Source organism: Candidatus Abyssobacteria bacterium SURF_5 (assembly GCA_003598085.1).
In the GTDB taxonomy this organism is placed as follows: domain Bacteria; phylum Abyssobacteria; class SURF-5; order SURF-5; family SURF-5; genus SURF-5.
In genome coordinates this window covers 1-24,277 of the sequence record QZKU01000128.1, presented here as the reverse complement: position 1 = coordinate 24,277, position 24,277 = coordinate 1, and the positions used below count along the sequence as shown (strand labels likewise).

Genomic DNA, 24,277 nt, shown 5'->3' with positions numbered 1-24,277 from the left:
TTTTTCAACCAATGAATTCAGGCAGGGGTAATTTCTAGACGCAGGAAGCGTTGAAAGGAGGGGCGCAATGGTTAAATGGACTTCCCGCTTTCCGATAATTTGTGCCACCGTCGGTCTTATCATAGCAGGCATCTCTTGGTCTCATGCGGCCTTTTCGGATCAGCGCAACATGGTTTCATACCTGCGCGGGCCGTACAACATCGATTTTTTTTATCGACACAATGCAGCGTTTCGGATTTCGGCTGCGATCCATTTCGCGCATGCGAAGCAGCATGATATCCTCCAGTTGACGCCGGCCATTTGCTGCAGGGACATGGACGTCTCGACGGACGTCGAATATCTGCATTGCCTCTACAACCCGCCGCGAACGGAGCCGACGATGGAGTATTATGGCCCGTATGTGGCGCAGAGCATTTTCAATTTGTATCGAGCCATTGATTGGACGCATATGCATCACGAGCAGACGTATGATATTTTGTCGGAGCGCTCGATTCCGTGGCATGAGAAGAAGCAATGGACCGATCGCGCGGTCGAGTATTACCTGGAAACATTTGACATTCCTCGGAGTCCGGCGCCACTCGACGTCACGATGCGGCGCGCCGCGATCATGATGAAGCCGTACTTCACGCTGTTCCGCAACTACTATCCCCGCTCGAACAATTTCTTTTATGCAGCGCACTGGTGGCATCCGGTGATTTATGAGGCAATGATGCTCGGGGGAAACGACGAGGAACAGGAATCAATGGTCATGCAGACGGATGTCATCTATTTTTCTCAGGTGCTGGAGAACCGCCCCCTGAGGATGCTGCTCAGTCGCGAGGCGATGCCGCGCTACTCGCGTCTTTCGCCCGAGTCGGCCAACATATTCGATAATCTGCACATGCTTCACGGGATCGCCTACGATATTCTGGCGTATGAGGGCTGGTCGCTCGAACAGAAAAAGGCGGAAATGGAGCGGGTGATTCGGGCGATGAGCTATCAGCCGGGCGACCGCGATCTCGCGCGCAAGTTCATCATTCCGCACCCCGACATGGACCCGCGCGTGTACTACGACTGGATGCAGAGTGGCGAGGGCGACATGACGCGCATCATGAGAGAGATGCTCGACGAAATGATGCCGCATATGATGCAAGGCGGAATGGACGAACAGATGCGCGGGAGGGTGTTCCGGCAATTCGCGATGAAGATGCGGCCGGGAATCGAACAGGGTGAGAGCGAGGGTTCGCTGCATGACGCGCTGAAAAAGCTGATGCCGGACATGCAGATGTCGCACGAAGCGATGGAGCCGGGCGTTGCGGACGCAAAGATGGTTGAGATGATGTTAGAAGGCTGGCGCGAGAAATATGGGAATCTGCCCGATGTTGCGCCGATTTCGATGGACGTCGATCCGATGCCGCCGGTTCTTCAGGATGAGTAGCGGACCGTTATTTTTCAGAAACAGGTTTATGACGCCGGATTAAGCGAAGCAAATCAAAACGACGGGAGCGGGCTATGGAAAAGATACTGGTACAACTGGTCCTGAAGAGTTTCGTTCTGCTGTCGTTGTCGGTGGCGCTGGCTTTCTGCCTGCCGCTCGGCGCCACGCCGGTCGATGCGGCCGACCATTATAATCTTGAGGAAGGGCTGCCGGCTCAGGTGGTCGATTCACTGCCGACCTCATACCGGAACCGTGAGATTCAGGGCGCATTCCGATGGGACCATACGCATGCCGGCGGGGAGGAGTTTCGGCCCGAGGTCAGGTTCGAGTACGGTTTTGCGCTGAATGCGCAGGCGGAACTGACGGTGCCATTCCAATTTGGCGAGGCAGTTGAGGACGACGGCATTGGCGACATCGAGGTCGGCGCGTTGTATAATTTCAATCAGGAATCGCTTGTGATTCCCGGGATTTCCGTGTCGGGGCACGTTGAGTTTCCGACAAGCGACGACGGTAAGGGCGTCGATACGACACTGAAATTCATCGCGACGAAGACGATTGGAGCAACTGCAACGTTTCAGCGGGTTCATTTTAACGCCGCCTGGAAACATAATGATGAGGATCGCAACGATGAACGCGAGGATCGGTATGTCGCGATCATCGGGTACGACCGTGCCCTGACAGCCGACCTGCTGCTGGTAGTCGATCTCGTTCGCGAGCAGGCCATGGAAGACGACGAGGAGTCCAATATCTTTGAGACGGGCGTGCGGTATCAAGTGACGCCGCTTACCGTGCTGGCTGCCGGCGTGGGTTTCGGTTTCGGGGATGAATCGCCGGATGCGCGGATAGTTGTCGGATTTCAGCATTCCTTTTAACCGCGGCCGCTTGGAGGATTTCTGAATGGGGAGAAAGGATCCGCTCGATGAATACAAGAAGAAGCGGGACCTTCGGAAGACATCGGAACCGGCAGGCAAGAAAAAGAAGAGGTCGGAGCAGCCGATCTTCGTAATCCAAAAGCATGCCGCCACCCGGCTCCATTATGATTTTCGCATTGAAGTGGACGGCGTCTTGAAATCGTGGGCGATTCCGAAAGGGCCGTCTCTAATCCCGAAAGAAAAACGTCTGGCGGTGCCGACGGAAGACCACCCGATGGATTATGCCGATTTTGAAGGCGTGATCCCTGAGGAGGAATATGGGGGCGGCACGGTGATGGTGTGGGACAGGGGAACGTACCGCAACATGAAAGAAGAGCGCGGCGAGCCCGTTCCGATGTCAAAGGCGCTCGAGCATGGACACGCAACCATCTGGCTTGATGGAAAAAAGCTGAGAGGCGGTTATGCGCTCACGCGTTTCCGGAAAGGCAAGGACGAGAGCTGGCTCCTCGTGAAAATGAATGACGAGCATGCGGACGTCGAGGGCGACGTGACAGTGGACCGGCCGGAGTCGGTCATAAGCGGCAAGAGGATTGAAGAGATCGGCGGCAACAGGCATGAGTAAGGGTAAATAGTAAGCCTGCTTACGGATAGCTGACCGGGCTGCGGGGGAAAATAAAATACTCAAAAGGAGAAAGAGCCATAATAGCGCCGTTTATCTGAAAAAGGTATACTAAAAAGAGACACTTCTTTCGCGCGCGAGACAGATATTTCGCAACCTGATCTCTCAGGAGTGATATGCAGATTTATGGCTCAAGAAGGTTCTTCCCGCATTATCGAAGAAGGGAGAAATTGCTGGCGAATAGTTAAAGCACATCGAGTCGCTTTCCTGGTCGATGCCGCGAACTATTTTGCAGTTCTCGCTGACGCGCTTCTGCGGGCCGAGCGACAGGTTCTGATTATTGGATGGGACATCGACAGCCGCATCGAACTGATTCGCGGTGATTCTTCCGGCGAATATCCGGCACGGCTGGGTGAATTTCTCAAAGCGCTCGTGTCGCGCACGCCTCACCTTCACGTCTACATGCTGGGCTGGGATTTCGCGTTTGTCTATGCGTTCGAGCGCGAGTTTTTCCCGATTTACAATCTGGATTGGGCGCATCGGCGACTTCATTTTCAATTTGACGGCACGCATCCCATCGGCGCATCACATCATCAAAAGATTGTGGTTATCGATGACAAGATTGCGTTCTCCGGCGGGATCGACCTTGCAAACCGACGCTGGGACACGCCCCGGCACGCCACTACCGATCCGCTTCGAACCGACGCAGGCGGCAAAGCGTATGCGCCGACACATGACATACAAATTGCCGTTGATGGTCCGGCGGCGGAGGCGTTGGGCGATCTCGCGCGCGAACGATGGAGGCGAGCGACCTGCCGTCGTTTGCGAAAGAGGTTTGAGGGGGTTGTCGATGCATGGCCGGAAAGTGTAAAGCCGGATTTGGAGAATGCGGATGTTGCGATCGCGCGCACGGAGCCTGCATATAAGAGATATCCCGAGGTCCGCGAAGTCGAACGGCTGTATCTGGATTCGATCGCGGCCGCCAAACGGTTCATCTACATAGAAAACCAGTATTTTACCTCTTCGATCATCGGGAAGGCGCTGTTGGACCGGCTGAAGGAAGAGGACGGTCCGGAAGTTGTCATGGTGGTGCCCGAGCGCAGCGCGGGCTGGCTCTCCGAGTCGACAATGGACGTCTGCCGCACGCGTCTCCTGAAAAAGCTGCGGGCGGGGGACATTCATCACCGGCTTCGTGTTTATGTTCCGGTAGTTCCGGGGCTGGGAGAGGATTTTGTTGAAGTACACGACAAATTGTGCATCGTTGACGATGCGCTTGTGCGAATCGGATCGGCGAATCTTTGTGATCGATCGATGGGCATCGATACCGAGTGCGATTTGGCGGTGGAAGCAAGGGAGGACGGTCACATTAAAAAAGTAATCGCCGGATTCCGCAATCGGCTCCTCGGCCAGCATCTGGGCGTGCCGGAAGAGATGGTGAGCAGGACGTTCGAGTCAGAAGGTTCGCTGATCAAGACGATTGAGAAGTTGCAGGGAAATGAGCGAACTCTGGTTCCGCTGGAACGAGAGGCGCCGAAATGGCTCGACAAGATAATGCCGGGCAGCTCGCTTATTGACCCCGAACGTCCCATTAAGGCCGATCGGCTGGTTCAGATCCTGTTGCCGAAGGAAGACCTCAAGAAGAGTTACATCAACTTTTTGGGTATCTTTTTGATCATCCTGCTTGTGGTCGCGCTGGCGGGCATGTGGCGCTGGACCGCGCTCGGCGAATGGTTCAGCATGCAGAATATTCTGCACGAGGCGAACCAGTTGAAGGGAAACGCGTTAATGCCCATCTTCGTGTACCTCTTCTACCTTATCGGCGGGCTGACGTTCTTTCCAGTCATGGTGATGATTCTCGCGACTGCGCTCTTCTTCGAGCCATTGCGAGGATTTTTCTATTCGCTTACCGGCTGCCTGTTAAGCGCATCCTTCTCCTACTTTCTGGGACGCACTATGGGCCGCAATATCGTCCGCAGATTAAGTGGAGCAAGCGTCAACAAGCTGAGCGAGCGCTTGGGGAAAAACGGGCTGACGGCATTGCTCGCGCTGCGAATTGTTCCGATTGCGCCCTTCACCGCCGTCAATATTGTTGCCGGCGCCTCGCACATCCGGTTCGGGTCATATCTCCTGACTACTTTCCTCGGGCTATTCCCGGGTATTTTTGCCATCACGATACTCGGCCACGGACTCGAAACGCTTATCCATGATCCATCACCCGGCGGTTTCGCGTTTCTTGGAGGATGGGCCGTCCTGACGATAATCATATTTGTGGGAATGCGGAAGTGGCTCTCCAAATATTCAAATGGCGCAGACAAGAACCGATCTGATGGAAAACCGAAGCACGGAAGTTGAAATCAAATCCGCGGCTCCGACCGATACCATATATCTGAGAGTCGTCAGCTATAATATCCACAGGTGCGTCGGCTCCGATGGGAAACGGAGGCCACAGCGCGTGGCCGATGTGCTGTCTGAGCTGGACGCTCCGCTCGTAGCCCTGCAGGAAGTTGATTCGCTGGAGAGCGACGGATCGCAGACGGACTATCTTGCGCAAACAACGGGCCTTACCGCGATAGCCGGCCCGGCGATACGAAATGGTAAGGGATACTATGGGAACGTTCTGCTGACGCGATATCCTGTTATACAGAACGAGTGCTTCGATATCAGCGTTCACAGGTGGGAGCCCCGGTGTATCATTAATGCAGTTGTGAATGTCGATGGCGTGGCGGTGAGGGTGCTTGTGACGCATCTGGGATTGAGGGCCGCCGAGCGCCGCAGCCAGGTGGATCGCCTGTTGAAAATCTGCTCGAGCAACTCGGATGAGCTTTTGCTTGTCGCCGGCGATATTAATGAATGGGCGCCGCTGAGCCCCCGGATACGGGCGCTCGATGCCTGTTTCGGCAAATTGCCGGCGCCACGCACGTTTCCCTCTTTCTTGCCGTTGGTGGCTCTTGACCGAATCTGGGTAAAGCCGAAGACGGTGCTGCGCTCGATCCGCGTTCACAAGAGCTGGCATGCGCGTATTGCATCTGATCATCTTCCGATTGTCGCCGAACTTGCATTTGCTCCGGCCACGCTTGCGGGTGCGCAAGACGGAGAAACCCGCCTATGAAGATCTTCACGATTGGGCACTCCAACCGATCGGCGGAAGATTTCCTCTCGCTTTTGAAGAAGTATGGAATTGAAGCGGTTGCCGATGTCCGGCGCTTTCCTTCCTCTCGAACGAACCCCCACTTCAATCAGGAGCACCTGCGAGAGTTTCTGGACAGAAACGAGATCGGCTACGAATGGTTTGAAGATATTGGCGGGCGCAGGAAAAAGCTGAAAAAGACTTCCGTAAACATGCTCTTGAGAAGCGCCGGCTTTCGCAATTATGCCGATTACATGCTTACCGATCAGTTCCGAGCCGGCGTGGACGCGCTCCTGCAGATGGCGCGGCAGCACGCGACGGTTCTTATGTGCGCAGAGTTACTGTACTGGAAATGTCATCGCATGCTGATATCCGATTATCTTGTGGCTCACGATGTTGAGGTGATCCACATCATCGATCATGAGCAGGCGCGGCGGCATGAGTTGCTGAAAGGGGCAGTCGTGACCGCTGAGAAAATGGTTGTTTATCCCGCGCCCACCCCTGAGTGCTCAGGTCCGACGCTGAAGTAAAACCCTCCTTGACAAAGCACGTGTTTATTTTTATACTTTAGATAAAGCAGGAGTGGATGCTTTTGCGGTAAGGGGATGAAGCATCGAAATGATTTAGAAGCACCATCAAAAGTTGTTTCCGATTTGCCACTTGTAAGTTTCCCTCTGTAGTACTTTCTGTATTCCCCCGCTCAAAAAGAACAATGGGAAAGCCTCGGAGTCTTGGTTTTCAGCGGATCCCGCAAAGATTTGGCTGGGCCCAACGAAAAGAGGCAACTGCAGAGTGTCCCCGGACCGCGAGGGAGGACAAAATGAAAACGAATTCTCTTCTGCGTCCATCGCTCTTGGTTTTTGCGATCGCTTTGAGTTTTGCTTTCGCACCTGTTGTGGCGCAAGCTCAACCCGCGAATGCTGAATGTATCTTCTGGGAGGGTCCTGATGTCCGCCCGACAGCGGCAGGAGAAGCCGGCGGGATGTCGGAGTGCCCGTGTTTTCTGACCGGAATCGTCAAGAACATGGGAATCTCGCCTGCCTATTATGTGCATGTTCTGGCGAGCACATGGGACATCAAGACGGGCGAGCTTATACACACAACCTGGGCTCAAGTGGGGGCAGGCACTCTCGAACCGGGCCAGGAGGAATTCGTACGGTTTCCGACCGGCCTGCCGGAATACGATAATCCGGACTACGAGCAGCAAATTTCGCTCCGATGGAAAAAAGAGGAAATTGCCGCGGAAGTGGTCAACTGCACCATAGAATCGGCGGCCACCCGCTATGACGGCAGTTATACGGCGTCACTTTACGGGTTCGTGCGGAACATAGACGACAGGGCGGGATTCGTTCCCGATCTGCGCGCGCGCGTGCTGGACAATCAAGGCAAGACCGCGCACATCGTCACGGCGCAGATTCCGCGGATTCCGATCGAGCCCGGCGAGATGCTGCCGTTCGCGCTCGCGATTCCGGCTGTCGCGCCGACGGACACGATCGATCTGATGATGGATGAGGCGGTGAGTTAAGATTTTCAGATTCTGATTCTGTCTTGTAAGAAAATCGTCCGCGACTATTGAAAAATCATTGAACCGCAAAGGCGCGGAGGACGCAGAGGCGGCAAAAGAGGCTTCCTCCAATTCCATGTTTTTCTCTGCGAACTCTGCGCCTCTGCGGTTGAGAAAGACTCGAAAAGTCGTCTTCGCCCCTTTTTCTTCCTTGCTGATACCCTCGCGAATCCTATCCTTCCAAAACGGTCTCACGGTACGTACGTATTCAGAGAAAACTTTTGAAGAAGATTTTACGTTAATTTCTCTCATGCGTCATTTCTCGAAAGAGCCGAAGCCGTTCCCTTTGGACAGGATTGTACAATTGTGACAGATTTAATGATACGACAGCAGTCATGAAATTTGTTGACAAGGCAGTCTACGCCGATTTTCTCGGACAGCGATTTCTGAGAGCAGACGGATCCAGAGGGAAAAGAATCCGGAGCAGATTTGATCAAGTTTATGAAAGGGGGTCACATGAAACGAAAGCAGTACGTCTGCCTGGTCTGCGGCTTCAACATGATCGGCTTTCATCCAGACCGTTGTCCCTTCTGTGGCGCAGCGAAGGAGCATTTCATAACAGTTGAAGAGTGTTCGGCCCGTTACAAGGTGGTGGCTACGCCTGTCAGCGACAGAGTGACGAGGCTGAATTCAGACCCTCCCCTCGGCATTGAGCACGCTGCCTACCGCATCGAGACCGGCGGCGGCGCCTGTTGGATTGACTGTCCTTCATCTTTCGACTCATCCCTGAAACGGGCGGAGAAGATTTTTTTCACTCACCACCACTTCCTCGGAGCTTCCAACCTGTACAGAGAACTCTTCGCTGCCGAGGTACAAATTCACCGCGATGACTCGGTCCATGAGATCTGCCGGCCCTTCACTTTCGATGCCGTCTTCGATGAAAACTTCGTTCATCAGGGAATTGAAGCCTTCCATGTCGATGGGCATACTCCGGGCTTCACCTTTTACCTTTTCGAGGATGTGCTCTTCATCTGCGACTACGTTTTTCTTGATGACTCCGGCATGAAGTATAACCCTTTCGGTCCCGCGGGCCAGACCGTCGAAGGGGGCCGCCGCATCCGCGACATCCTCGAAGGGCGGAAGCTCTCCCTCGCCTGTGGCTACAATTATGTGATCGAATATGATGACTGGAAACGCAGGTTCGCTGCCGGACCGCTCTTTGGCGGATACTGAGAAAGTGGTGAAATGCAATAGGTGGTTGAAGCCTAAAGGAGGTCAACATGAGAAAGATTCAAATAATGATAGTCATTGCAGGGCTGTTGTTCTCGCTTACGGCGAACGCGCAGAATCAGCAGAATCAAGAGACTCAAAATGTGATAAAAACAATAGGGCCGTTACCGCGAGACCTGGAAATTCAACTGGCGCTCAGCGCGCTGCCGCCACACCTCAGAGACAATGCAACTGTATACGTTTTGAACCCTGCCAAGGGGTTCGAAGTCGCCCGCAAGGGCAGTAACGGATTCCACGCCTTTGTCGCTCGAACCGGCGATGATGCGTTCAGAGGGTCCTGGCCGTTAACGGAATATAGAGATGATATTCTCTATCCGATTTCCTTTGACAAAGCGGGCGCGAAGGCGCAAATGCGTGTCTTTTTTGACGCCGCAGAGATGCAGGCCGGCGGTACTCCTCCGATCGAATTGAAGAAGATCATCCAAGATCGTTACAAGACGGGATACTACAAGGCGCCGGAACGCGCCGGCATCTCATACATGCTATCTCCAATATTGAGGACTTACTTTAATCCGGAAGAAAGCGACCGTGTCATCACCACGAACTATCCGCACATCATGTATTACGCACCTGGTGTTTCCGGTGAAGACATCGGCGCCGGAGAGCTCGGGGGCATGTACCCTTTCGTGATAATGCCTGGCCCTCATGGATACATCGTCCAGCCTCTCGGCTTGATGGAAAGGGCGGCTATTAATAAAGAGTATGAAGAAATGCTTTCAAGACTCTGCGAAATCAAAGAAGAGTGGTGTTTACCAAAAGAGAAATAATACGAAAGGAGGATCGACGCATAAGGTTCGCCGGACAAGGCTGAATAACAAAACACCGAGCCGGCGTCCTCGTTCACTCCGTATTAGGGACGCAATTCCTGAAGGCTGGAAATGATATGGTCGCCGAAAACAATGGAGAAAGGATTGTAAAAGCCGGCTGGCAAAATTGGGAGGGAGATGCTACCGAAAGCCTTACCCTAAGAGAAACGAAAGAAGGTATTTTTGTTGAGAGCATTATAACGAAAAGTGGACCGGAGAGTTTTACTGTACGGTATACGATTGCCTGCGATGCTTCGTGGCGAACAAGGAATTTCGAAATCATATTGATCGAGCAAAACGAAAAACTAAGGCTGGAATCAGACGGTTTCGGCAGATGGTCGCATGACCCCGACGTCGGCGCTGAGATCAATGGAGCAGTCGATATTGATATTTCGGCCACTCCTTTTACCAACACGCTTCCTATCCGCCGCCTGAGACTTAAAGAAAATGAAACCAAAGAGATATCAGTCGTTTATGTTACGGTTCCCGAACTCAATGTCTCGGCTGAGAGACAACGATATACCTGCTTAATCCCTAACAGGCGATTTCGCTTCGAGCAAATGGATACTGGTTTCGTTCGCGAGATCGAGACGGACCAGGAAGGCTTGGTGCTCATATACCCCGGGCTTTTCAAGAGAATACAAGAAACAGAATGACCACCGGACAAGCAGAACGGGTCATTGACATATGAAGTGGCGCCAGCCATCGGTTGCAAATGCATAAGCCGGAAGAGGGCGAGTTTCTCGGAGGAGTCCATGAGGAATATCAAAGAGTAGGAAAGGAGGAACATCCATGCAAAAAATCACGCCACATTTATGGTTTGATAAAGAAGCCAGGGAGGCGGCCGAGTTCTATGTCTACGTTTTCCCTAATTCAAGAATTAAGGATACGACGACGCTTCACGACACCCCATCAGGGACGGTGAATGTCGTCACCTTTGAACTTTCGGGACAGCAATTTATGGCTATAAGCGCAGGTCCGCTTTTCAGATTCAACGAATCGATTTCTTTCGTCGTGCACTGTGATACCCAAGAAGAGATTGATTACTACTGGGACCAGCTCTCCGCGGTCCCCGAAGCCGAGCAATGTGGATGGCTGAAAGACAAGTACGGCCTCTCGTGGCAAATTGTTCCCGTCGCCCTGGACAATATGATGAAGGACAAAGATAAGAAGAAGGTCGCGCGGGTGACCGAAGCGTTTCTAACAATGAAGAAACTAGACATTAAAGCCCTCGAGCGAGCATACGAGGGAAACAAATAAATAGAAGCCGCTCGACAATTCAAAAATCGTGCGGTTACTTCCTTGACAATAGTTGCGATTGTTCGTATAATAACGAACGGAAAACGAGAGATTTTCCCGGTTGGGGATGTAGCTCAGTTGGGAGAGCGTTTGACTGGCAGTCAAAAGGTCGAGGGTTCGATTCCCTTCATCTCCACTTGAATGACAGAGAATGGCCGCTCAGCGATTTGAGTTGGGCGGCTTTTTTTCTTCCTTTGCCGATACTCTCGCGGCTTATTCCTGCGACCCTGTGCCAGGCAAGCCGAAATGTCTTATCCGCTGATTTTACTGATTTTCGCTGATTAGAGACTGCGCACATTATCCTTTAATTGGAAATGAGATTCCCGCTAATTCTTTCGGAACCGCCACACCTCGTCACTGTTGATTATTGCGGGCGGGTTTTGATATCCGTTTCTTCCGCGAACCCTCCAGTATACGGTGGCGCCAGATGGTATCTGACTCCATAAATTTTCGGGCATAGTCCAATAAGGCTGGATTATGCGAAGCCCCAAATTGTTATAGGTAGACCAGAACGAAACCCATGGCGGGACAGCGATATCCACCGCGAATATATCCCCGGGGCATGCGTCCGACATCCAAGTGAATGTGGGAGCGGACGTCAGAACTGCTTCGTTTTGCGGAGATGTGAGATGTATCGTTGTCAGAAAACAAGCGGTCGGCTGAGTAACCGTAAAAGTGTTCGTTGCGATAGTTATCGTTCCGTTGCGGGTACGACCGGTATAGTTTGCCGATACGTTGTAGTTGACCATTCCATTGCCGGTTCCTGAACCGCCCGACGTGACAACTATCCATGAGCTGTTGGATTGGGCGCTCCAATCGCAGTCACCGGGCGCGATCACACTCACACTTCCCGGACCGCCAAACGGATCGAAGGATGTGAATTCAGGCGAGATGGAGTAGGAGCAGGTGAGCGCCTCCTGCTGAATTGGAAAGCTCTGATCCTCGACATTTATCGAGCCGAGGCGTGGTGACGTCGAAGGATTCGACGAAACCGAATAATACACAGTCCCGTTCCCGCCGCCGCCGCTGCCCCACGTAATGTGAATCCAGTCGGCGTTGCTGATTGCGTTCCAGTCGCACCAATCGTCAGTCGTCACATCGATTACGCCATCGCCTCCGTCAGGACCGAAAGTCTGGCTCATGGGGGAAACTGAATATTCGCAGTCGCCTACGTACTCATCCGAGCCCATATCAAAGCCCGCGGCAAAGGGGCGAAGGTCTTCTTCGATATCTTCGTCGGGCGCTCCTGCAGCGGTTCCGGCGTCGATGCAGGGTGAGGATGCAAGAAGGTGATAGTTGCCGACTCCGGCAAATTGTGGATTTGCATCGATATTGCCGGCTTCCCAGTATAGCGCGCAGTCCGGGCACCAATCGGGCGGGTCGATGTGAACGCCTCCCGAACCGCCCATTACATCACTGTAGCGAACGGTAACCGAAGAGGGGTTATCCCAACCCGCTATGCCGATTTGGCTTCCGGTACCGGAATTGTCCCACAGAATAGAATTTGTGACGGTCACGTTCGAGCCGTTGATGCAGTCAATTCCGCCACCGCGTTCGCTCGCGGTATTACCAACAATGGAGCAATTGGTGATCATCACCGACGCGTTGCTGTTGGCTTCGATTCCGCCGCCGTCCTCCGCCGTGCTATTGCCGACAATGTTACAGTTGATTATGGATATTGATGAGTATGTGCAATACATTCCGGCCCCGTCACTGGCTGAGGTATTGCCGGCGATTATGCAACGTTCGAACGCCGATGCCGATTCTGCCAGATAAATACCGCCGCCGTTTCCGATATCGTCGTTATCAAGGATGACATGGCTGGTTGGCGCCGAGGTCCCGCAGTTGCTCACCACGCAGTTCGCGACCGTGGGCGAGGAACCATCTATACAGATGCCCCCCCCATTCCCGAGAGCAAAACCATTTGTGATTGTGACGCCTACAAGTTTTGAGGAAGACGTCTCACTCTCAGTGAAGATGAATCCTCTCGCGCTATTTTGACAATCGATGACGCAGTTCTGCGGCCCGTTCTGAGAGCGCACCGTGATCTGTTTTCCATAGAATCTGACGTTGGTGTTTCCTGGACCCGTGTAAATCCCGTCGCGCACGATGACAACATCGCCATTGGCTGAGGCGTTGATCGCTTCTTGAATAGTGGGATAATCGTCCGGGACCACAAATCCACCCACGCCCACGGCTTCCCATGCGTCTTTCACAGGGCCGGTCGAAAAACCGAGATCGGCCGCCGCATCCACCCATGCGCTCCGGGCGTCGATGAACTGGGAAGACGGAAGGAGGTAATACATATTGGCGCGCATAGCCACTGCCGCGGCGTTCGCAATTCCTATTCCTGTGACATTGTAAGGCTCGCCATCATTCACTCCACTGCCCCCCTGCGCGAGGAGGTAAAACACAAAGTTCTGAACTCCGTTGTTGGTGTGCACGCCGCCGTTGTCGTCCGGTCCGACATACCAGTTCGTGCCCTCGTAAAACGATGGCTGGCCGAAACGCTGGGGATCTCGCAAATCTCTAAGCGCCTCACTTTCCAGCCAAGAATCCTCTCCGATCAGCCAGTCCGACTGCCCCGGATTGCCCAATGGATAAGCTCCTGTGCCGTCCGGCTGAAAGGCGAATTCTACTGCGGCGCCCATGATATCGGCGAAGGATTCGTCAAGCGCGCCCGATTCGTATTCATATATGAGACCCGAAGTGTGTTCGGTGATCGCATGTCCGTACTCGTGGGCCGCGATATCCAGAACAGCAAGTGGATTCGCCGTGACCCCGTCGCCATCGCCAAAGTGAAAGTCGCTGCCGTCCCAGTAGGCGTTCACGTACAGGTCGCCCGTATGCGCATTGGCCCTTGCAAAGCCGCCGGCGCCGTCAAAGCTGTTTCGGCTCATCGTATTCATGACCCAGCTTTGAATCAGTGAGAAATTGAAACCAAGGGAAACTGCGGCCGGATCGGCGCCGTCCCAGAAGCTTATCGCTTGCTGCTCCCAATCAACCACGTCTTCGTCATAAACTCCCCAGACGTTATCAAAGTTATAAACAAAGAAGTTGCCGTTATCTTCTTCCCATCCCGCCATCGCCGCAAGCGCGCCATCTTCGCCCGGGAGACGATATCCCGACACCTCTTGGTGTGAACCGACACCTGTTGGCCCCGCAAATCTGATGCTGTTGTAGCCCACGATCAGTTCGCCAGAATGGGCGTCTACGTAAAAAAGCCACTGGCCGGGAGATTCACCACTGTACGCGATTACAAAATGATAGGCCAGGTGAGAGCCATAAATAACAAGGGAGGGCTGCCTGGCAAGACGGGTGCCTGCCTTGCCGGCCATTGCGGCGTAACCGACCTGCAGGGCAGCCTTCGAGTCTGTTCCTGGCTGTGTCGAGACTCGAAGAGCCGGAAGGTACTTGCCGTGGATAAGGTATATTTCATCCTTGCTGTTGAGGTGAACGATAAGCTGCCCGCCGACTACCGGCAGGCCCCTGTATCGCTGCTCCAGTCGAATATGCGTGAATCCGAGTTCATCTCTCTGAATCCTTGCGACCACAGCTTCAGAATTCGCCGCTGTCATGAAAGAGGAGACGGCTTCAACAGCGGCCTTGCCGACATTTCCACCGGAAACCTTTTGCGAGCTCCGAACATGAACGGTTCTTAAGTCACTCAATAAGTTCGAACCGTCATGCCCCTGTGAGAGGATCGCATTGCCCTGCTGAGCTCTGAAAGCGAAGGCATATGGCGGAAGGGAAAGGAGCATGATTATGGACACGGTAATGATGTAGGCAGACCGATAGCGATTCATATTGGGACTCCCGCGCTTCTTCTGAACTTCTTGGGGTGAAATGTGTCGAGGAGATTCTATAATTAACCAATAGGAAAAGTCAAACGGTTCTGAAAATCGGTTTCCAGACACAGGAGACGCGTCCTCGATTCGTTCCAGGGGCTTATCCCGTAGTAACCGAAGAAGTGGTGTTTTGGGCCTGATGTGACCGCTCGAACGCTGACGGAATCAATGGCGTACCGTTCTTGTTGAACGGCTTCGCTGCCATCAGACGCCGCTGCCGTTGAAATTATCACCTCGGATTTCTCGCCATAGTCCGGCGTCAGCGCCAGCGCTATCAGTATGAGGAAGAAAATTGATCTTGTGAGGTGCCCCATTTCCATGCCGCCGCCCCGCAAGAGGCTTGATATCGTGTTGATCTCTCAAATTCACCCCGGTTTATCTGAAGATGTCGTGCCTGTGTCTGGTTAAATAGAGTATACCAGAAAGAGCGGAGAGCCTCATGGAATGGAGCCGGGGCGGGCACGCACAAACAATCGTATTCCTGCTTCTAAATTCGCAGTTGGAAGCTCTGCCACCTGCTCTTCTTCATCCAGAGTTGAAGAACTGTTTGACACGCGCCTGTTGCAATGCTATATATGGTTCTATTGATGTTTTAAGAGATGAAGCATCGGGCAGCACTGGTTGCCGTTGTTGTACCTCGGCCCCTCTTAACTGGGAGAATGCGGATGTGCACCTATTGCATGCAGTACGGGCACGGGCATGAGTGGTATCTGAATCCGGAGAATTATACCGAGCGGGCGAGACAGATGCCGCACGTGGTCGAGTCGGGCATGATCGAGATATTCGGCGGCAACGGGAAGATGGATCTCGAGATCGGGACGGCGGCCGGATTCGACATGCTGATTCCCGATCTTTCGGATAAAGAAAACATTGAGGCGCTGAATGCGCTCGCGCCGAGCCGGCACGGCGGACAGATCGTCACCATCGAGGAAGTGAGAAAGATCATCGATCTTTCCGAGGGCGATCACCTGCTGTATGTTCCCTGTTACTGCCGCCAATATTTCGGAGCAGTCGAGCGGCTGACATGCCTGTGGCTGTATCCGGTCTCAAAAATGGTTCAGAAGAACCGCCCCTGGGAGCCGCAGAAGGAAGTCTCGAAGACTGAGGCGAAGAAGCAACAGCAGTCGTTTCACGAGGAGGGATTGGTGGCAGGCATCTACTGGACTCCGCTGCCGATCCCGATGGTTATCTGCAATTGCGAATTCCCCTACTGCATGGCGATGCGCGCGCGCAGGCACTACGGGCTGACCAATGTGACGCGCAAGGGGCATTACGTCGCTCGCATCGATAACAACCTGTGCGACGGCTGCCGCGGCCGCGGTGCCGGCGGCGGCGGCGCTCCGCGCTGCGTGAGCCGATGCCAGTTCGGCGCGCTCACCTACTCCCCCACCGACAGAAAGGTCGTGGTCGATCAACATCGCTGTTTCGGGTGCGGCGTGTGCCAGGTCGCCTGCCGCAAGGGCGCCATCAGGCTGGCGCCGCGGCGAACGTTGCCGGCGGTCGCGGAGGAATTTTAATTATGGCTGCAATGCGCCCGACGATTGTCTTCAATACCGGAAAATGCGAGCATCCGGAGGAATGCCTTCTGTGCGTGAAGGCGTGCCCGCGCAAGTGCATCGGGTACATGCAGGCGGAGACGCCGCCCGCGGGCGAGGCGCCGAAATCCTGGAAGCTGGTGAGCGCATTCATGGTGACGTGCGATCTGTGCAATGACTGCGTGAAGACGTGCCCGAAGGGCGCCATTCGGATTACGGCGTGAGCTTAGAACCGGCCGCCAGTCCATGAATTGAGACATATTCAAGAGTGGCCGAATGAATTCGGCCCTACCGGGGCGGGCGATTAATCGAGTCGCCCCTACGCAAGCCCTTCCTGCTCTCCCCTCGCAATGATTTCCCATCACAAGATTGCCTTGAAACCTCTCTGATTGCTTTTTGGGTATTGACAGAATGAGGAATTGATGATATACTGTATTACAACAGCAGACAGTAATCCATTTAGACGGGCCCTCAATCACGCTGAAAGGATAGCCAATGATAATCCACATAGATCCTGCGGATGGATTGCCGATATATCTGCAGATTGCAAATGAAGTGAGGCATTCGATTGCGGTTGGCGCATTGAGGCCGGGCGAGCAGCTTCCGTCCGTTCGAGAGGTAGCCGAACAGATAACGGTGAATCCGAACACCGTCGCCAAGGCTTACCGGGAATTAGAGCTTCAGGGGATACTGGAAACCCGCCGCGGGACGGGCACATTCGTTTCCCAGCAGGCGGTCAAGATTTCCCGCAAAGAGAAGGATCAGATTCTGATCAAGCTGATTGACAGGCTCCTTGACGAAGCCCGGCATTTGCAGGTAAGCGAGGAGGAGTTGCTCCGGCTGGTTACGGAGCGGATCGAGGTGTTCGAGCAGGCGAGGAAGAGGGAGGACATCCGCATTGTCTGAATGTGCGATTGAGGCAAGAGGTTTGACGAAGCGGTTTGGCCGGAATGTAGCCGTGGACGGCCTGGAATTGGCGATTCCGTACGGCAGGGTGTACGGGTTTCTCGGAAGGAACGGCGCGGGCAAGACGACGACAATCAAGATGCTCCTGGGGCTGCTGTCACCGACCTGCGGGAACATTTCGGTTCTCGGGCTGGACCCACGAAAGCAGGCAAAGGCGATCAAGCTTCAGGTCGGCTACGTTGCGGAAAATCAACGTATGTATGGCTGGATGAAAGTGAAAGAGATCCTCAAGTTTACCGCCGGATTCTATTCAACGTGGGATAAAGAGCTTGTGCAGGAATCGATTGAGCGGTTCGAACTGGACCCCGAGGCAAAAGTCAAATCGCTTTCACAGGGCCAGCGGATGCGGCTTGCGCTGGTCCTGGCGCTCGCGCACAATCCGCGTTTGCTGATACTGGACGATCCAACGATGGGTCTTGACCCGATCAGCCGGAAGGAATTCCTGAACGACATCATTTCCTCCTTGCGGGAAGGAGGCAGAACGATTTTCTTTTCGACTCATCTCTTGGCCGAGATCGAGCGAGTGGCGGACAGCGTCGCCATTATCGATCGAGGCAAGCTTAAGGTAGCGGGCGAGATCGATTTCCTCAAATCGACCACAAAGGGTATTCGGCTGACATTTGCCGATTCACCGCCGAAGCAGATTTCGGTCGAGGGTCTCCTGCGGGTGCAAACGAATGGACGTGACTGCGTCATAACGGTAAAGGATTTCAGCGAGACAAAGGTTGACGTGCTGCGGCTGCAATATGATCCAGTGCATCACGAGGTAATCGACCTGAGCCTGGATGATATCTTCAGCGAATTCGTCTTGAGCTGACGAGGGCGGATATGGTTTTCTGGAAAGAGTGGCGCGAAACACGTTTTGGATTCCTGGTGACGTTATTCTTTGTCACCGGGTTATATTACAGTCTTCCCAACACAAGCGGTCTCATTGAAGACTACTGGCTGAGTATGTTCCTCCTGTTTTTCGGAATCGGATTTGCAATCGTTTCCGGCTCGGGCGCATTATCTTCGGAGATCGAGGGCGGCACTTTGTCGTTCCTCGTCTCTCAGCCACTCCTCAAGGAAAAGCTCCTCGCAGCAAAGTTTCTTGTTCGCGGAGCAGAAGTAACCTTGATATACTGCGTTCCAACAGTGGTGGAGTTGGTCAAGGACACAGGCCCCGTTCTTTTTCTTGCTCGCATCCTGAATATGGCGTCTCCGTCGATCGTGGCCCACCCTGCTTTTGCCGGCGTCTGGGATGACCGCCTTCAATGGATGTGGGTGCCGCCGTATCTCGCGCCGCAATACCTGCTGTTATCTCTGCTGGTTGTTGTATTCATTTTTTCCGGCACGCTTTTGCTTTCCACCATTATTCCCAGGAAAGTGCTGCCGGCAATATCGGGCGTAATATTAGCCGCGGCACACTTTTCATTTCGCGGAATGGCAATTCTGCAGAAAGTCGATTCGCTGGAGCAAGTCAAAGGAGATATCCTTCTGCTTCTCATATTGATTCCAATCATGGCGATATCAGGTATTGTTCTGTTCAGCCGGAGCGAATACTGAAATGCTCTTGTGGAAGGAATGGCGCGAACTGTTTGCGATACCACTGCTCTCGGTGGCGGCAATTACCGCCGTCTCTCATATCAGGTGGGAGAACTGGCGTCCTGAGTACTTTGAGGTTCAATTCTGGGCAGTGGCGCTCCTGTGTCTTTCCTTCATTTTCCTTTTCGTGGGAGCGGGAGCGATTGCGGGCGAGCGGGAAGCCGGCACATTCGAGTTTCTTATGGCGCGTCCTGTGGGGCGGCTGCATGTCTACCTCATCAAGTACCTGCTAAGGGTTGGCTGCCTTATGCTCATCCTTGTATTGCTGCTGGCGATTTTCAAGCTGATCAGGCCAACTCACAACCTGAACCTGTACGACGTTTTCCGGAGCGTTGTTATCCTGTTCTCTTTCCTTTTGTTCACGCTATCAGCGTCTGTTTGTTTTTCCTGCATTTCTGAGACTCCGCCGAAAGCTTTCGCATCGAGCCTCGTTTTCCTTTGCGGAAGTATCTTTCTTATCAATGCTTCGCCCTTCTTTCGCTATGTCTGGTTATGGCGTCAATCGCTCGAGGACGTGTGGGTGGAGTGCGTATGGTTTTATGGCTTGCTCTCTGTTCTGCTGGCAGGCGCAGGCGGCTTTGCTCTCGTCAGAGGAATGGTACTTTCCTACGAATGGAAGCGTTTGGGGATCGCGTCAGTCCTCCTTTTCCTTATTTTCGTCAGGTCGCTCTCATCGAAAATCTGGTTGATTCCGATGCTGGCCTCGTCTGCAGATACGGCATCAATTAGTTTGATCCGTGGACCGGCAGAGAATATTCTTCCTCTTCTGGCCGCGAAAGGTGACGGCAGAAAAGAAATACTAAGGTGGTATTTCGAGACGACCACAGACAAGAAGGTGGACAGGGAACTTGTGGAGGCGCTCCATCATCCCGATGCGGTTGTGCGCAGCGAGGCGGCAAAAATGCTTGGCGTTCGGCGGGCGGCTTTATCGCGAGTGGTCGAGGGAGCGACCCCTGCGGTCGTGAGCCTGCTGGATGATCCGAATGATTCTGTCGTGCATAGCGCTCTTGAATATCTGCTGGCAGAGAAAGCTCCGGAAGCCAGGGATAAACTGATCGCGCTTTTGAGTCATCCCAACAGCAGCATCAGGGTGAGAGCTGTGATGGCAATAACGGACCTCGTGCAGCAGGATGCGGCGGAATATCTCATTCCCCTGTTAGATGATGAGAATCCGCGCGTATGCAGCATGGCCGCTTCCCGGCTCTGTTCGCTCAATCATGGCGAAGCTCAACCACGCATTGTTCGTTTGATGCAGGAACATCCGCTCGCCTATGTTCGCGAAGGTATAGCGAAGAGCATGGGGAATATGACTGGAACTCCCCCATGCAGTCCGTTGATACAGGTTCTTTTCGATGAGAATGCGCGCGTCAGCGAAAGGGCGGCCGAATCGCTGGGGAAACTACGGTGCGAAGAGGCGGCTCAGCCTCTTTTGCAGGTAATACATGAAAACCCTGCACGGCATCGGAAGGCAATTGAGGCACTCGGGCGAATAAGAAGCGCCGAGGCGAGGAGGCATCTTCAAGAATTATTTTCACAACCCGATCTCGCTCCGGTCCTGAAGCTGGAGACGGGCTTTGCGCTCGCGGAATCGGGGGACCTGCCAGCAAGACAGTACTTGAGGGAGGAACTTGCAAGACTTTCTCGCCAGCATTCGAATCCTTTCCTCAGGGACTATGTCGTTCGGTTTGCAAGGATGGGAGATTATTCCACTGTTCCTCTGCTTATCTCGTATCTGGAGGATCGTTCTCAAACATATCATTATTCTCAACGAAACCATTATGGCCAGATCCTCACGGAATTGACGGGCAAGCATTATGGCTGGGATGCGAAGAGGTGGACCAAATGGTGGGAGAAGAATAATGAAGAACTACTGCCGTCCGCCTATGTACCTCAAAATCCCCCTTAAGAGACTGTCCTATTGGGGTTGGTGCCGATGACAGAGCGGTATCGACAAGTCGGAGTGACCCGTCATTCCTGCGAAGGCAGGAATCCAGGGTCTGGCAGAAGAAGACAAATCTCAATCATGGGACAGCCTCTTAATCCCCCTTTTTTAGAGGGGGTTTCTCGGGCCGGCCCTGCTCGAGGAGGATCGGGGATTCGTTCCGAACGCGCTCAATCCAGTTCAGCAGGTTTGCCTGCTCGCTCTTTACGATTGTTCATTCCAACCTTCTCGCATTTGACGTCACGCGAGGAGCCACGCTCGCGGCCGCAAGGAAACGGAGGGAATTAAGATGAAGAAACGAATAATTTTTCTGAGTTGTGTGTGGACGGTTTTGATAGCATCGGCAAGCGCTAATGCAATTCCGCTATCGGAAAATCTCGAGGGCTACTACAAATTCGATTTCACCGACGGCGTCACATATGCTGCAAAAGTCGAGCAGGGTATCGGCGCGATCAAGGTATACGTGCTGCCGGATTTGCAGACTGCGTATATCGGGATCATTGTGGGGGACGAGATTTACTTTCAGGATAACGCGCCCTATTGGGCGGTGCTCAGACAGGTGAATGAGGATACGGCATTGATCAGCGTGACGAATGCCGATACCGGAGAGATGCATGAATTTTCTGTCGTGCGAATCGGCGAGCTCGCGGCATCTCAGATCGTCGAAGAAATCGAGCGGACGAATGTTGATGCGGCCTGCGGCCGGAATCTGAAGTTTATCGGGCTGGCGCTCGCGATTTTTGCCAACGATCATGACGGCGAGCTTCCGAATGATCTTTCAGAGTTGCATCCATATTACGTGTCCGATTTGATGACATTCGTGTGTCCGGCGCGCGGGGGAGAATTCGTGGATTTCGATACGGATTATGTCTATACTCCGGGATACAGTATTGACAGCCCGAACGCAGGCGAGGAAGTGACGGTTATCGAGGTTGAAGGCAACCACGCGTCGTTTGCCGGACACGTCCTGTATCTGGACGGGCATGTGGAGAAGGACCTGGGCGATTGAGGTCCGTACTCGGGGTTGTATTCATAGATGCAGGTTTGAAGGCGGGCGACTCACCGGGTCGCCCCTACGGTGGCTGTTTCCGGGCTTGTGCCCGCGAAACTGCAGTCCTGCGGCGATCGTTTCAGGTTAATCGCCGAACCCGGACTGGTGTTCATCCGCAGAGTTTTTTAAATGACTTTCCTGGCTGCTTGACTTTCTTTTCCCCTAGCCGATAAACTTTTATAACCGAAGGCCTAATTTTGGAAGAATGAAATTGGTTTTCTATCAGGGAGAGGCGACAGATGAGATGGGATAGCAGGCGCAAGGTCTTCCTAATCGTTCTTGTTTTCATCTTTGTTTTCGGCCCAAGAAGAGGTTTGGCGGCTGAGCCGGGCGCGGTTGCGATCGCATCAGCCCCCGCATCCGCGGTGTATGTTCCGGACGATTTTCCCACGATACAGGCGGCTCTCAACGCGGTCACCGATATTTATGTGATCGTGCGAGACGGCATCTATACGGGAGCGGAGAACAAGAACCTCGATTTTCAGGGGAAACCAATCAAGCTTGTTTCTGAGAATGGCGCGGCCAATTGCATCATCGATTGTCAGGGAGACGGAAGGGGATTCTATTTTCATTCCGGTGAAGGCGCAGATTCGGCAGTTAGCGGATTCACGATCAGGAACGGTATGGACGGCGAGACTTCAGAGGGTGGAGGCATTTTCTGTGAGCGCGGAGCCTCCCCCACGATTACGAACTGCACCATTACCGCCTGCGCAGCGAATTTCGGTGGAGCGATCAGTTGCAGGGATTCGTCTCCCATCATTTCAGCCTGCACGTTGACAGCAAATGAAGCCATGTATGGAGGCGGCATATACTCGACGAATTCTTCTCCGTTGATCAGTGGATGCACGATTGAAACAAATTCGGCAGAGGAGGGCGGAGGCGTCTTCCTTATTCGAGGCGCTCCAATAATAGCGGAGACGATTCTCCGGAATAATTTAGCGGATAACGGCGGCGGAATTGTCACTGATGTGGACTGCACTCCCACATTTTGGAATTGCCTCATAGAGAATAATGCCGCCTTATGGTGGGGCGGCGGCTTTTTTTGTTCTTCATCCTTCGTCAACATATCCAATTGCACCGTACGGAATAATACAGCCGGCTGGGGCGGCGGCGGATTTCACAGCTATCAATCCCATAATAACGTAACGAACAGCATTTTCTGGGGGAATTCCGCGCTGCTCGGGAACGAAATTGCGCTGCAGTCCTACGATTCGACCGCGTTTGAGAGCAGCGACGTAGAGGGAGGCAAAGCGGCGGCTTATGTTGAACCGGAGGCGAGTCTGTACTGGCTTGAAAGCAATATCAGTGCGGATCCGATGTTCAGCCAGGGCCCGCTCGGCTCGTCTTATCTTAGCCAGACAGATGCCGGCCAGGCATCGGACAGCCCGTGCGTGGACGCGGGAAACGACGAGGCTTTGCTTTTGGGCCTGCAGATGCTAACCACTCGCAGCGATCAATTGGATGCGACCGGAGTGGGAGACGCGGGCATCGTGGATATGGGTTACCATTATCCGATAGTGGAAGTGACCGGCCTGCAGGAAATCTCGTTGATTTCACCGGCCGACGGCGCCGCTCTTTCGGCGCCCCCGCTGTTTGTCTGGACGCCCGACGGCGGGACGAGAGACGCGTTCGCCATTGAAGTGAGCACGAGCGCCGCTTTCACAAGCTACTATTCGACGTATGAGAATTTATCTCAGATTCTGACCGAGACTCAATGGGCGATGCCGTCGTTCCTGTGGAGCAAGGTTCCCGCGGGAGTTCCCTTGTATTGGCGGGTTCGTGGGATCGACCTGGACTCGGCGGAGCGGCCGATCGTTACCAGCAATGAGATTTGGTCGTTTCAGAAGAATTGAATGAAGCGAATAGCGAACCACGAAGACAAAGCAGAATTTTTGGAACCACAGATGCACCCAGATTCACACGGATCAAGAGAGCCGCAACCAAAGCAAATCTTTTTCTATCACGAATGTCCCGGATTACAGCCGAATCAAACGAATGAACCAACTTTTTCTCACCACGGATTTTCACGGATTATCACGGATTCGAAAAACAGACCACCACGAATTCGCACGAATTAGGCGAATTAGTAAAGCAGTCCTCAGTCCCCGTCCACAGTCTACAGGGAAAGGATTCTTCTATCCGCAGACGCCGTCCCGGACTCGATCCGCAGATTTCGCTGATTTACTCAGATGCTTGACCACGGATTTGCGCGAATTACCAGGGATTGAAAAGATATTTTCTATCCGCAGACGCCGTCCTGGACTCGATCCGCAGATTTCGCTGATTCACTCAGATTAGCAAAGCAGTCCTGAATGCCCGGTCCGCGGTCTACCGGAAGAGCATAATCGTCACATTGCTCCTTTCCTTCCTGAATCGAATCCCGCGAGGCGTGGGAGTTGGAGGACGAAAGCAACATG

Annotated in this window: 22 protein-coding genes and 1 tRNA gene; 21 read left to right on the top strand and 2 right to left on the bottom strand. The window is 53.5% G+C overall.

Annotation, left to right across the window (positions count from 1 at the left end; genetic code table 11):
* The first annotated feature begins 94 nt into the window (after positions 1–94).
* From C4520_18685 to C4520_18625, 13 genes are all read left to right on the top strand, one after another.
* The gene (locus C4520_18685; GenBank protein ID RJP16203.1) at positions 95–1,417 is read left to right on the top strand and encodes a hypothetical protein; all 1,323 of its coding nucleotides are present in this window, start codon (positions 95–97) and stop codon (positions 1,415–1,417) included.
* Positions 1,418–1,491: 74 nt separating this feature from the next.
* Positions 1,492–2,289, top strand: a complete 798-nt coding sequence (locus tag C4520_18680) for a meta-pathway of phenol degradation (protein ID RJP16045.1) — start codon at positions 1,492–1,494, stop codon at positions 2,287–2,289.
* Between the two features lie 25 nt (positions 2,290–2,314).
* Complete coding sequence (locus C4520_18675) at positions 2,315–2,911, top strand: DNA ligase (protein ID RJP16044.1); 597 nt, start codon at positions 2,315–2,317, stop codon at positions 2,909–2,911.
* Positions 2,912–3,094: 183 nt separating this feature from the next.
* Positions 3,095–5,260 (top strand): hypothetical protein, encoded by a 2,166-nt coding sequence (locus C4520_18670; protein RJP16043.1) that lies wholly within the window; start codon positions 3,095–3,097, stop codon positions 5,258–5,260.
* Positions 5,211–6,017 carry a hypothetical protein gene (locus C4520_18665; GenBank protein ID RJP16042.1) on the top strand — a complete coding sequence of 269 codons (807 nt, stop codon included), beginning with the start codon at positions 5,211–5,213 and terminating at the stop codon, positions 6,015–6,017. Before C4520_18670 ends, C4520_18665 begins: the two co-directional genes overlap by 50 nt.
* On the top strand, positions 6,014–6,565 hold the full coding sequence (locus tag C4520_18660; protein ID RJP16041.1) for a DUF488 domain-containing protein: 552 nt from the start codon (positions 6,014–6,016) through the stop codon (positions 6,563–6,565). The genes C4520_18665 and C4520_18660 overlap by 4 nt, the downstream gene beginning before the upstream one ends.
* A 290-nt stretch (positions 6,566–6,855) precedes the next feature.
* Positions 6,856–7,560, top strand: coding sequence for a hypothetical protein (locus tag C4520_18655; GenBank protein ID RJP16040.1), 705 nt, complete (start codon positions 6,856–6,858; stop codon positions 7,558–7,560).
* Positions 7,561–7,618: 58 nt separating this feature from the next.
* Positions 7,619–7,909, top strand: a complete 291-nt coding sequence (locus C4520_18650; protein ID RJP16039.1) for a hypothetical protein — start codon at positions 7,619–7,621, stop codon at positions 7,907–7,909.
* A 146-nt stretch (positions 7,910–8,055) separates the two neighbouring features.
* Positions 8,056–8,772 (top strand): MBL fold metallo-hydrolase, encoded by a 717-nt coding sequence (locus tag C4520_18645; protein RJP16038.1) that lies wholly within the window; start codon positions 8,056–8,058, stop codon positions 8,770–8,772.
* A 47-nt stretch (positions 8,773–8,819) separates the two neighbouring features.
* The gene (locus tag C4520_18640; protein RJP16037.1) at positions 8,820–9,596 is read left to right on the top strand and encodes a hypothetical protein; all 777 of its coding nucleotides are present in this window, start codon (positions 8,820–8,822) and stop codon (positions 9,594–9,596) included.
* Between the two features lie 116 nt (positions 9,597–9,712).
* The gene (locus tag C4520_18635; protein ID RJP16036.1) at positions 9,713–10,291 is read left to right on the top strand and encodes a hypothetical protein; all 579 of its coding nucleotides are present in this window, start codon (positions 9,713–9,715) and stop codon (positions 10,289–10,291) included.
* Between the two features lie 136 nt (positions 10,292–10,427).
* Complete coding sequence (locus tag C4520_18630; protein ID RJP16035.1) at positions 10,428–10,895, top strand: VOC family protein; 468 nt, start codon at positions 10,428–10,430, stop codon at positions 10,893–10,895.
* Between the two features lie 102 nt (positions 10,896–10,997).
* Positions 10,998–11,070: transfer RNA gene (locus C4520_18625), tRNA-Ala, on the top strand.
* Positions 11,071–11,260: 190 nt separating this feature from the next.
* Here C4520_18625 and C4520_18620 read toward each other — a convergent pair.
* The gene (locus C4520_18620) at positions 11,261–14,740 is read right to left on the bottom strand and encodes a hypothetical protein (GenBank protein RJP16034.1); all 3,480 of its coding nucleotides are present in this window, start codon (positions 14,738–14,740) and stop codon (positions 11,261–11,263) included.
* Between the two features lie 62 nt (positions 14,741–14,802).
* On the bottom strand, positions 14,803–15,102 hold the full coding sequence (locus tag C4520_18615; protein RJP16033.1) for a hypothetical protein: 300 nt from the start codon (positions 15,100–15,102) through the stop codon (positions 14,803–14,805).
* Positions 15,103–15,381: 279 nt separating this feature from the next.
* On the opposite strand from C4520_18615, the gene C4520_18610 reads away from it, so the two are divergent.
* The 8 genes from C4520_18610 to C4520_18575 all read left to right on the top strand — a co-directional run bounded on the left by C4520_18610 (position 15,382) and on the right by C4520_18575 (position 23,713).
* On the top strand, positions 15,382–16,299 hold the full coding sequence (locus tag C4520_18610) for a hypothetical protein (protein RJP16032.1): 918 nt from the start codon (positions 15,382–15,384) through the stop codon (positions 16,297–16,299).
* Between the two features lie 2 nt (positions 16,300–16,301).
* On the top strand, positions 16,302–16,541 hold the full coding sequence (locus tag C4520_18605; protein RJP16031.1) for a hypothetical protein: 240 nt from the start codon (positions 16,302–16,304) through the stop codon (positions 16,539–16,541).
* Positions 16,542–16,812: 271 nt separating this feature from the next.
* Positions 16,813–17,223, top strand: a complete 411-nt coding sequence (locus C4520_18600) for a GntR family transcriptional regulator (protein ID RJP16030.1) — start codon at positions 16,813–16,815, stop codon at positions 17,221–17,223.
* Positions 17,216–18,100 carry an ABC transporter ATP-binding protein gene (locus C4520_18595; protein RJP16029.1) on the top strand — a complete coding sequence of 295 codons (885 nt, stop codon included), beginning with the start codon at positions 17,216–17,218 and terminating at the stop codon, positions 18,098–18,100. The genes C4520_18600 and C4520_18595 overlap by 8 nt, the downstream gene beginning before the upstream one ends.
* Positions 18,101–18,111: 11 nt before the next feature.
* The gene (locus C4520_18590) at positions 18,112–18,828 is read left to right on the top strand and encodes a hypothetical protein (protein RJP16028.1); all 717 of its coding nucleotides are present in this window, start codon (positions 18,112–18,114) and stop codon (positions 18,826–18,828) included.
* Between the two features lies 1 nt (position 18,829).
* Positions 18,830–20,773: a hypothetical protein gene (locus C4520_18585; protein RJP16027.1), complete on the top strand. Its 1,944-nt coding sequence runs from the start codon at positions 18,830–18,832 to the stop codon at positions 20,771–20,773.
* A gap of 325 nt (positions 20,774–21,098) precedes the next feature.
* A complete protein-coding gene (locus C4520_18580) occupies positions 21,099–21,818 on the top strand; it encodes a hypothetical protein (protein ID RJP16026.1) in 720 nt (239 codons plus the stop codon).
* Positions 21,819–22,099: 281 nt separating this feature from the next.
* Positions 22,100–23,713, top strand: coding sequence for a right-handed parallel beta-helix repeat-containing protein (locus tag C4520_18575; protein RJP16025.1), 1,614 nt, complete (start codon positions 22,100–22,102; stop codon positions 23,711–23,713).
* Positions 23,714–24,277 lie beyond the last annotated feature (564 nt).

What these genes read in the sequence shown, in the direction of transcription:
- C4520_18585 (RJP16027.1), top strand. Translation starts at nt 18,830, where the DNA reads ATGCTCTTGTGGAAGGAATGGCGCGAACTGTTTGCGATACCACTGCTC.
- C4520_18620 (RJP16034.1), bottom strand. Translation starts at nt 14,740, where the DNA reads ATGAATCGCTATCGGTCTGCCTACATCATTACCGTGTCCATAATCATG.
- C4520_18580 (RJP16026.1), top strand. Translation starts at nt 21,099, where the DNA reads ATGAAGAAACGAATAATTTTTCTGAGTTGTGTGTGGACGGTTTTGATA.
- C4520_18590 (RJP16028.1), top strand. Translation starts at nt 18,112, where the DNA reads ATGGTTTTCTGGAAAGAGTGGCGCGAAACACGTTTTGGATTCCTGGTG.
- C4520_18660 (RJP16041.1), top strand. Translation starts at nt 6,014, where the DNA reads ATGAAGATCTTCACGATTGGGCACTCCAACCGATCGGCGGAAGATTTC.
- C4520_18680 (RJP16045.1), top strand. Translation starts at nt 1,492, where the DNA reads ATGGAAAAGATACTGGTACAACTGGTCCTGAAGAGTTTCGTTCTGCTG.
- C4520_18605 (RJP16031.1), top strand. Translation starts at nt 16,302, where the DNA reads ATGGCTGCAATGCGCCCGACGATTGTCTTCAATACCGGAAAATGCGAG.
- C4520_18615 (RJP16033.1), bottom strand. Translation starts at nt 15,102, where the DNA reads ATGGAAATGGGGCACCTCACAAGATCAATTTTCTTCCTCATACTGATA.
- C4520_18635 (RJP16036.1), top strand. Translation starts at nt 9,713, where the DNA reads ATGGTCGCCGAAAACAATGGAGAAAGGATTGTAAAAGCCGGCTGGCAA.
- C4520_18630 (RJP16035.1), top strand. Translation starts at nt 10,428, where the DNA reads ATGCAAAAAATCACGCCACATTTATGGTTTGATAAAGAAGCCAGGGAG.
- C4520_18575 (RJP16025.1), top strand. Translation starts at nt 22,100, where the DNA reads ATGAGATGGGATAGCAGGCGCAAGGTCTTCCTAATCGTTCTTGTTTTC.
- C4520_18600 (RJP16030.1), top strand. Translation starts at nt 16,813, where the DNA reads ATGATAATCCACATAGATCCTGCGGATGGATTGCCGATATATCTGCAG.
- C4520_18645 (RJP16038.1), top strand. Translation starts at nt 8,056, where the DNA reads ATGAAACGAAAGCAGTACGTCTGCCTGGTCTGCGGCTTCAACATGATC.
- C4520_18665 (RJP16042.1), top strand. Translation starts at nt 5,211, where the DNA reads ATGGCGCAGACAAGAACCGATCTGATGGAAAACCGAAGCACGGAAGTT.
- C4520_18610 (RJP16032.1), top strand. Translation starts at nt 15,382, where the DNA reads ATGAAGCATCGGGCAGCACTGGTTGCCGTTGTTGTACCTCGGCCCCTC.
- C4520_18670 (RJP16043.1), top strand. Translation starts at nt 3,095, where the DNA reads ATGGCTCAAGAAGGTTCTTCCCGCATTATCGAAGAAGGGAGAAATTGC.
- C4520_18675 (RJP16044.1), top strand. Translation starts at nt 2,315, where the DNA reads ATGGGGAGAAAGGATCCGCTCGATGAATACAAGAAGAAGCGGGACCTT.
- C4520_18640 (RJP16037.1), top strand. Translation starts at nt 8,820, where the DNA reads ATGAGAAAGATTCAAATAATGATAGTCATTGCAGGGCTGTTGTTCTCG.
- C4520_18655 (RJP16040.1), top strand. Translation starts at nt 6,856, where the DNA reads ATGAAAACGAATTCTCTTCTGCGTCCATCGCTCTTGGTTTTTGCGATC.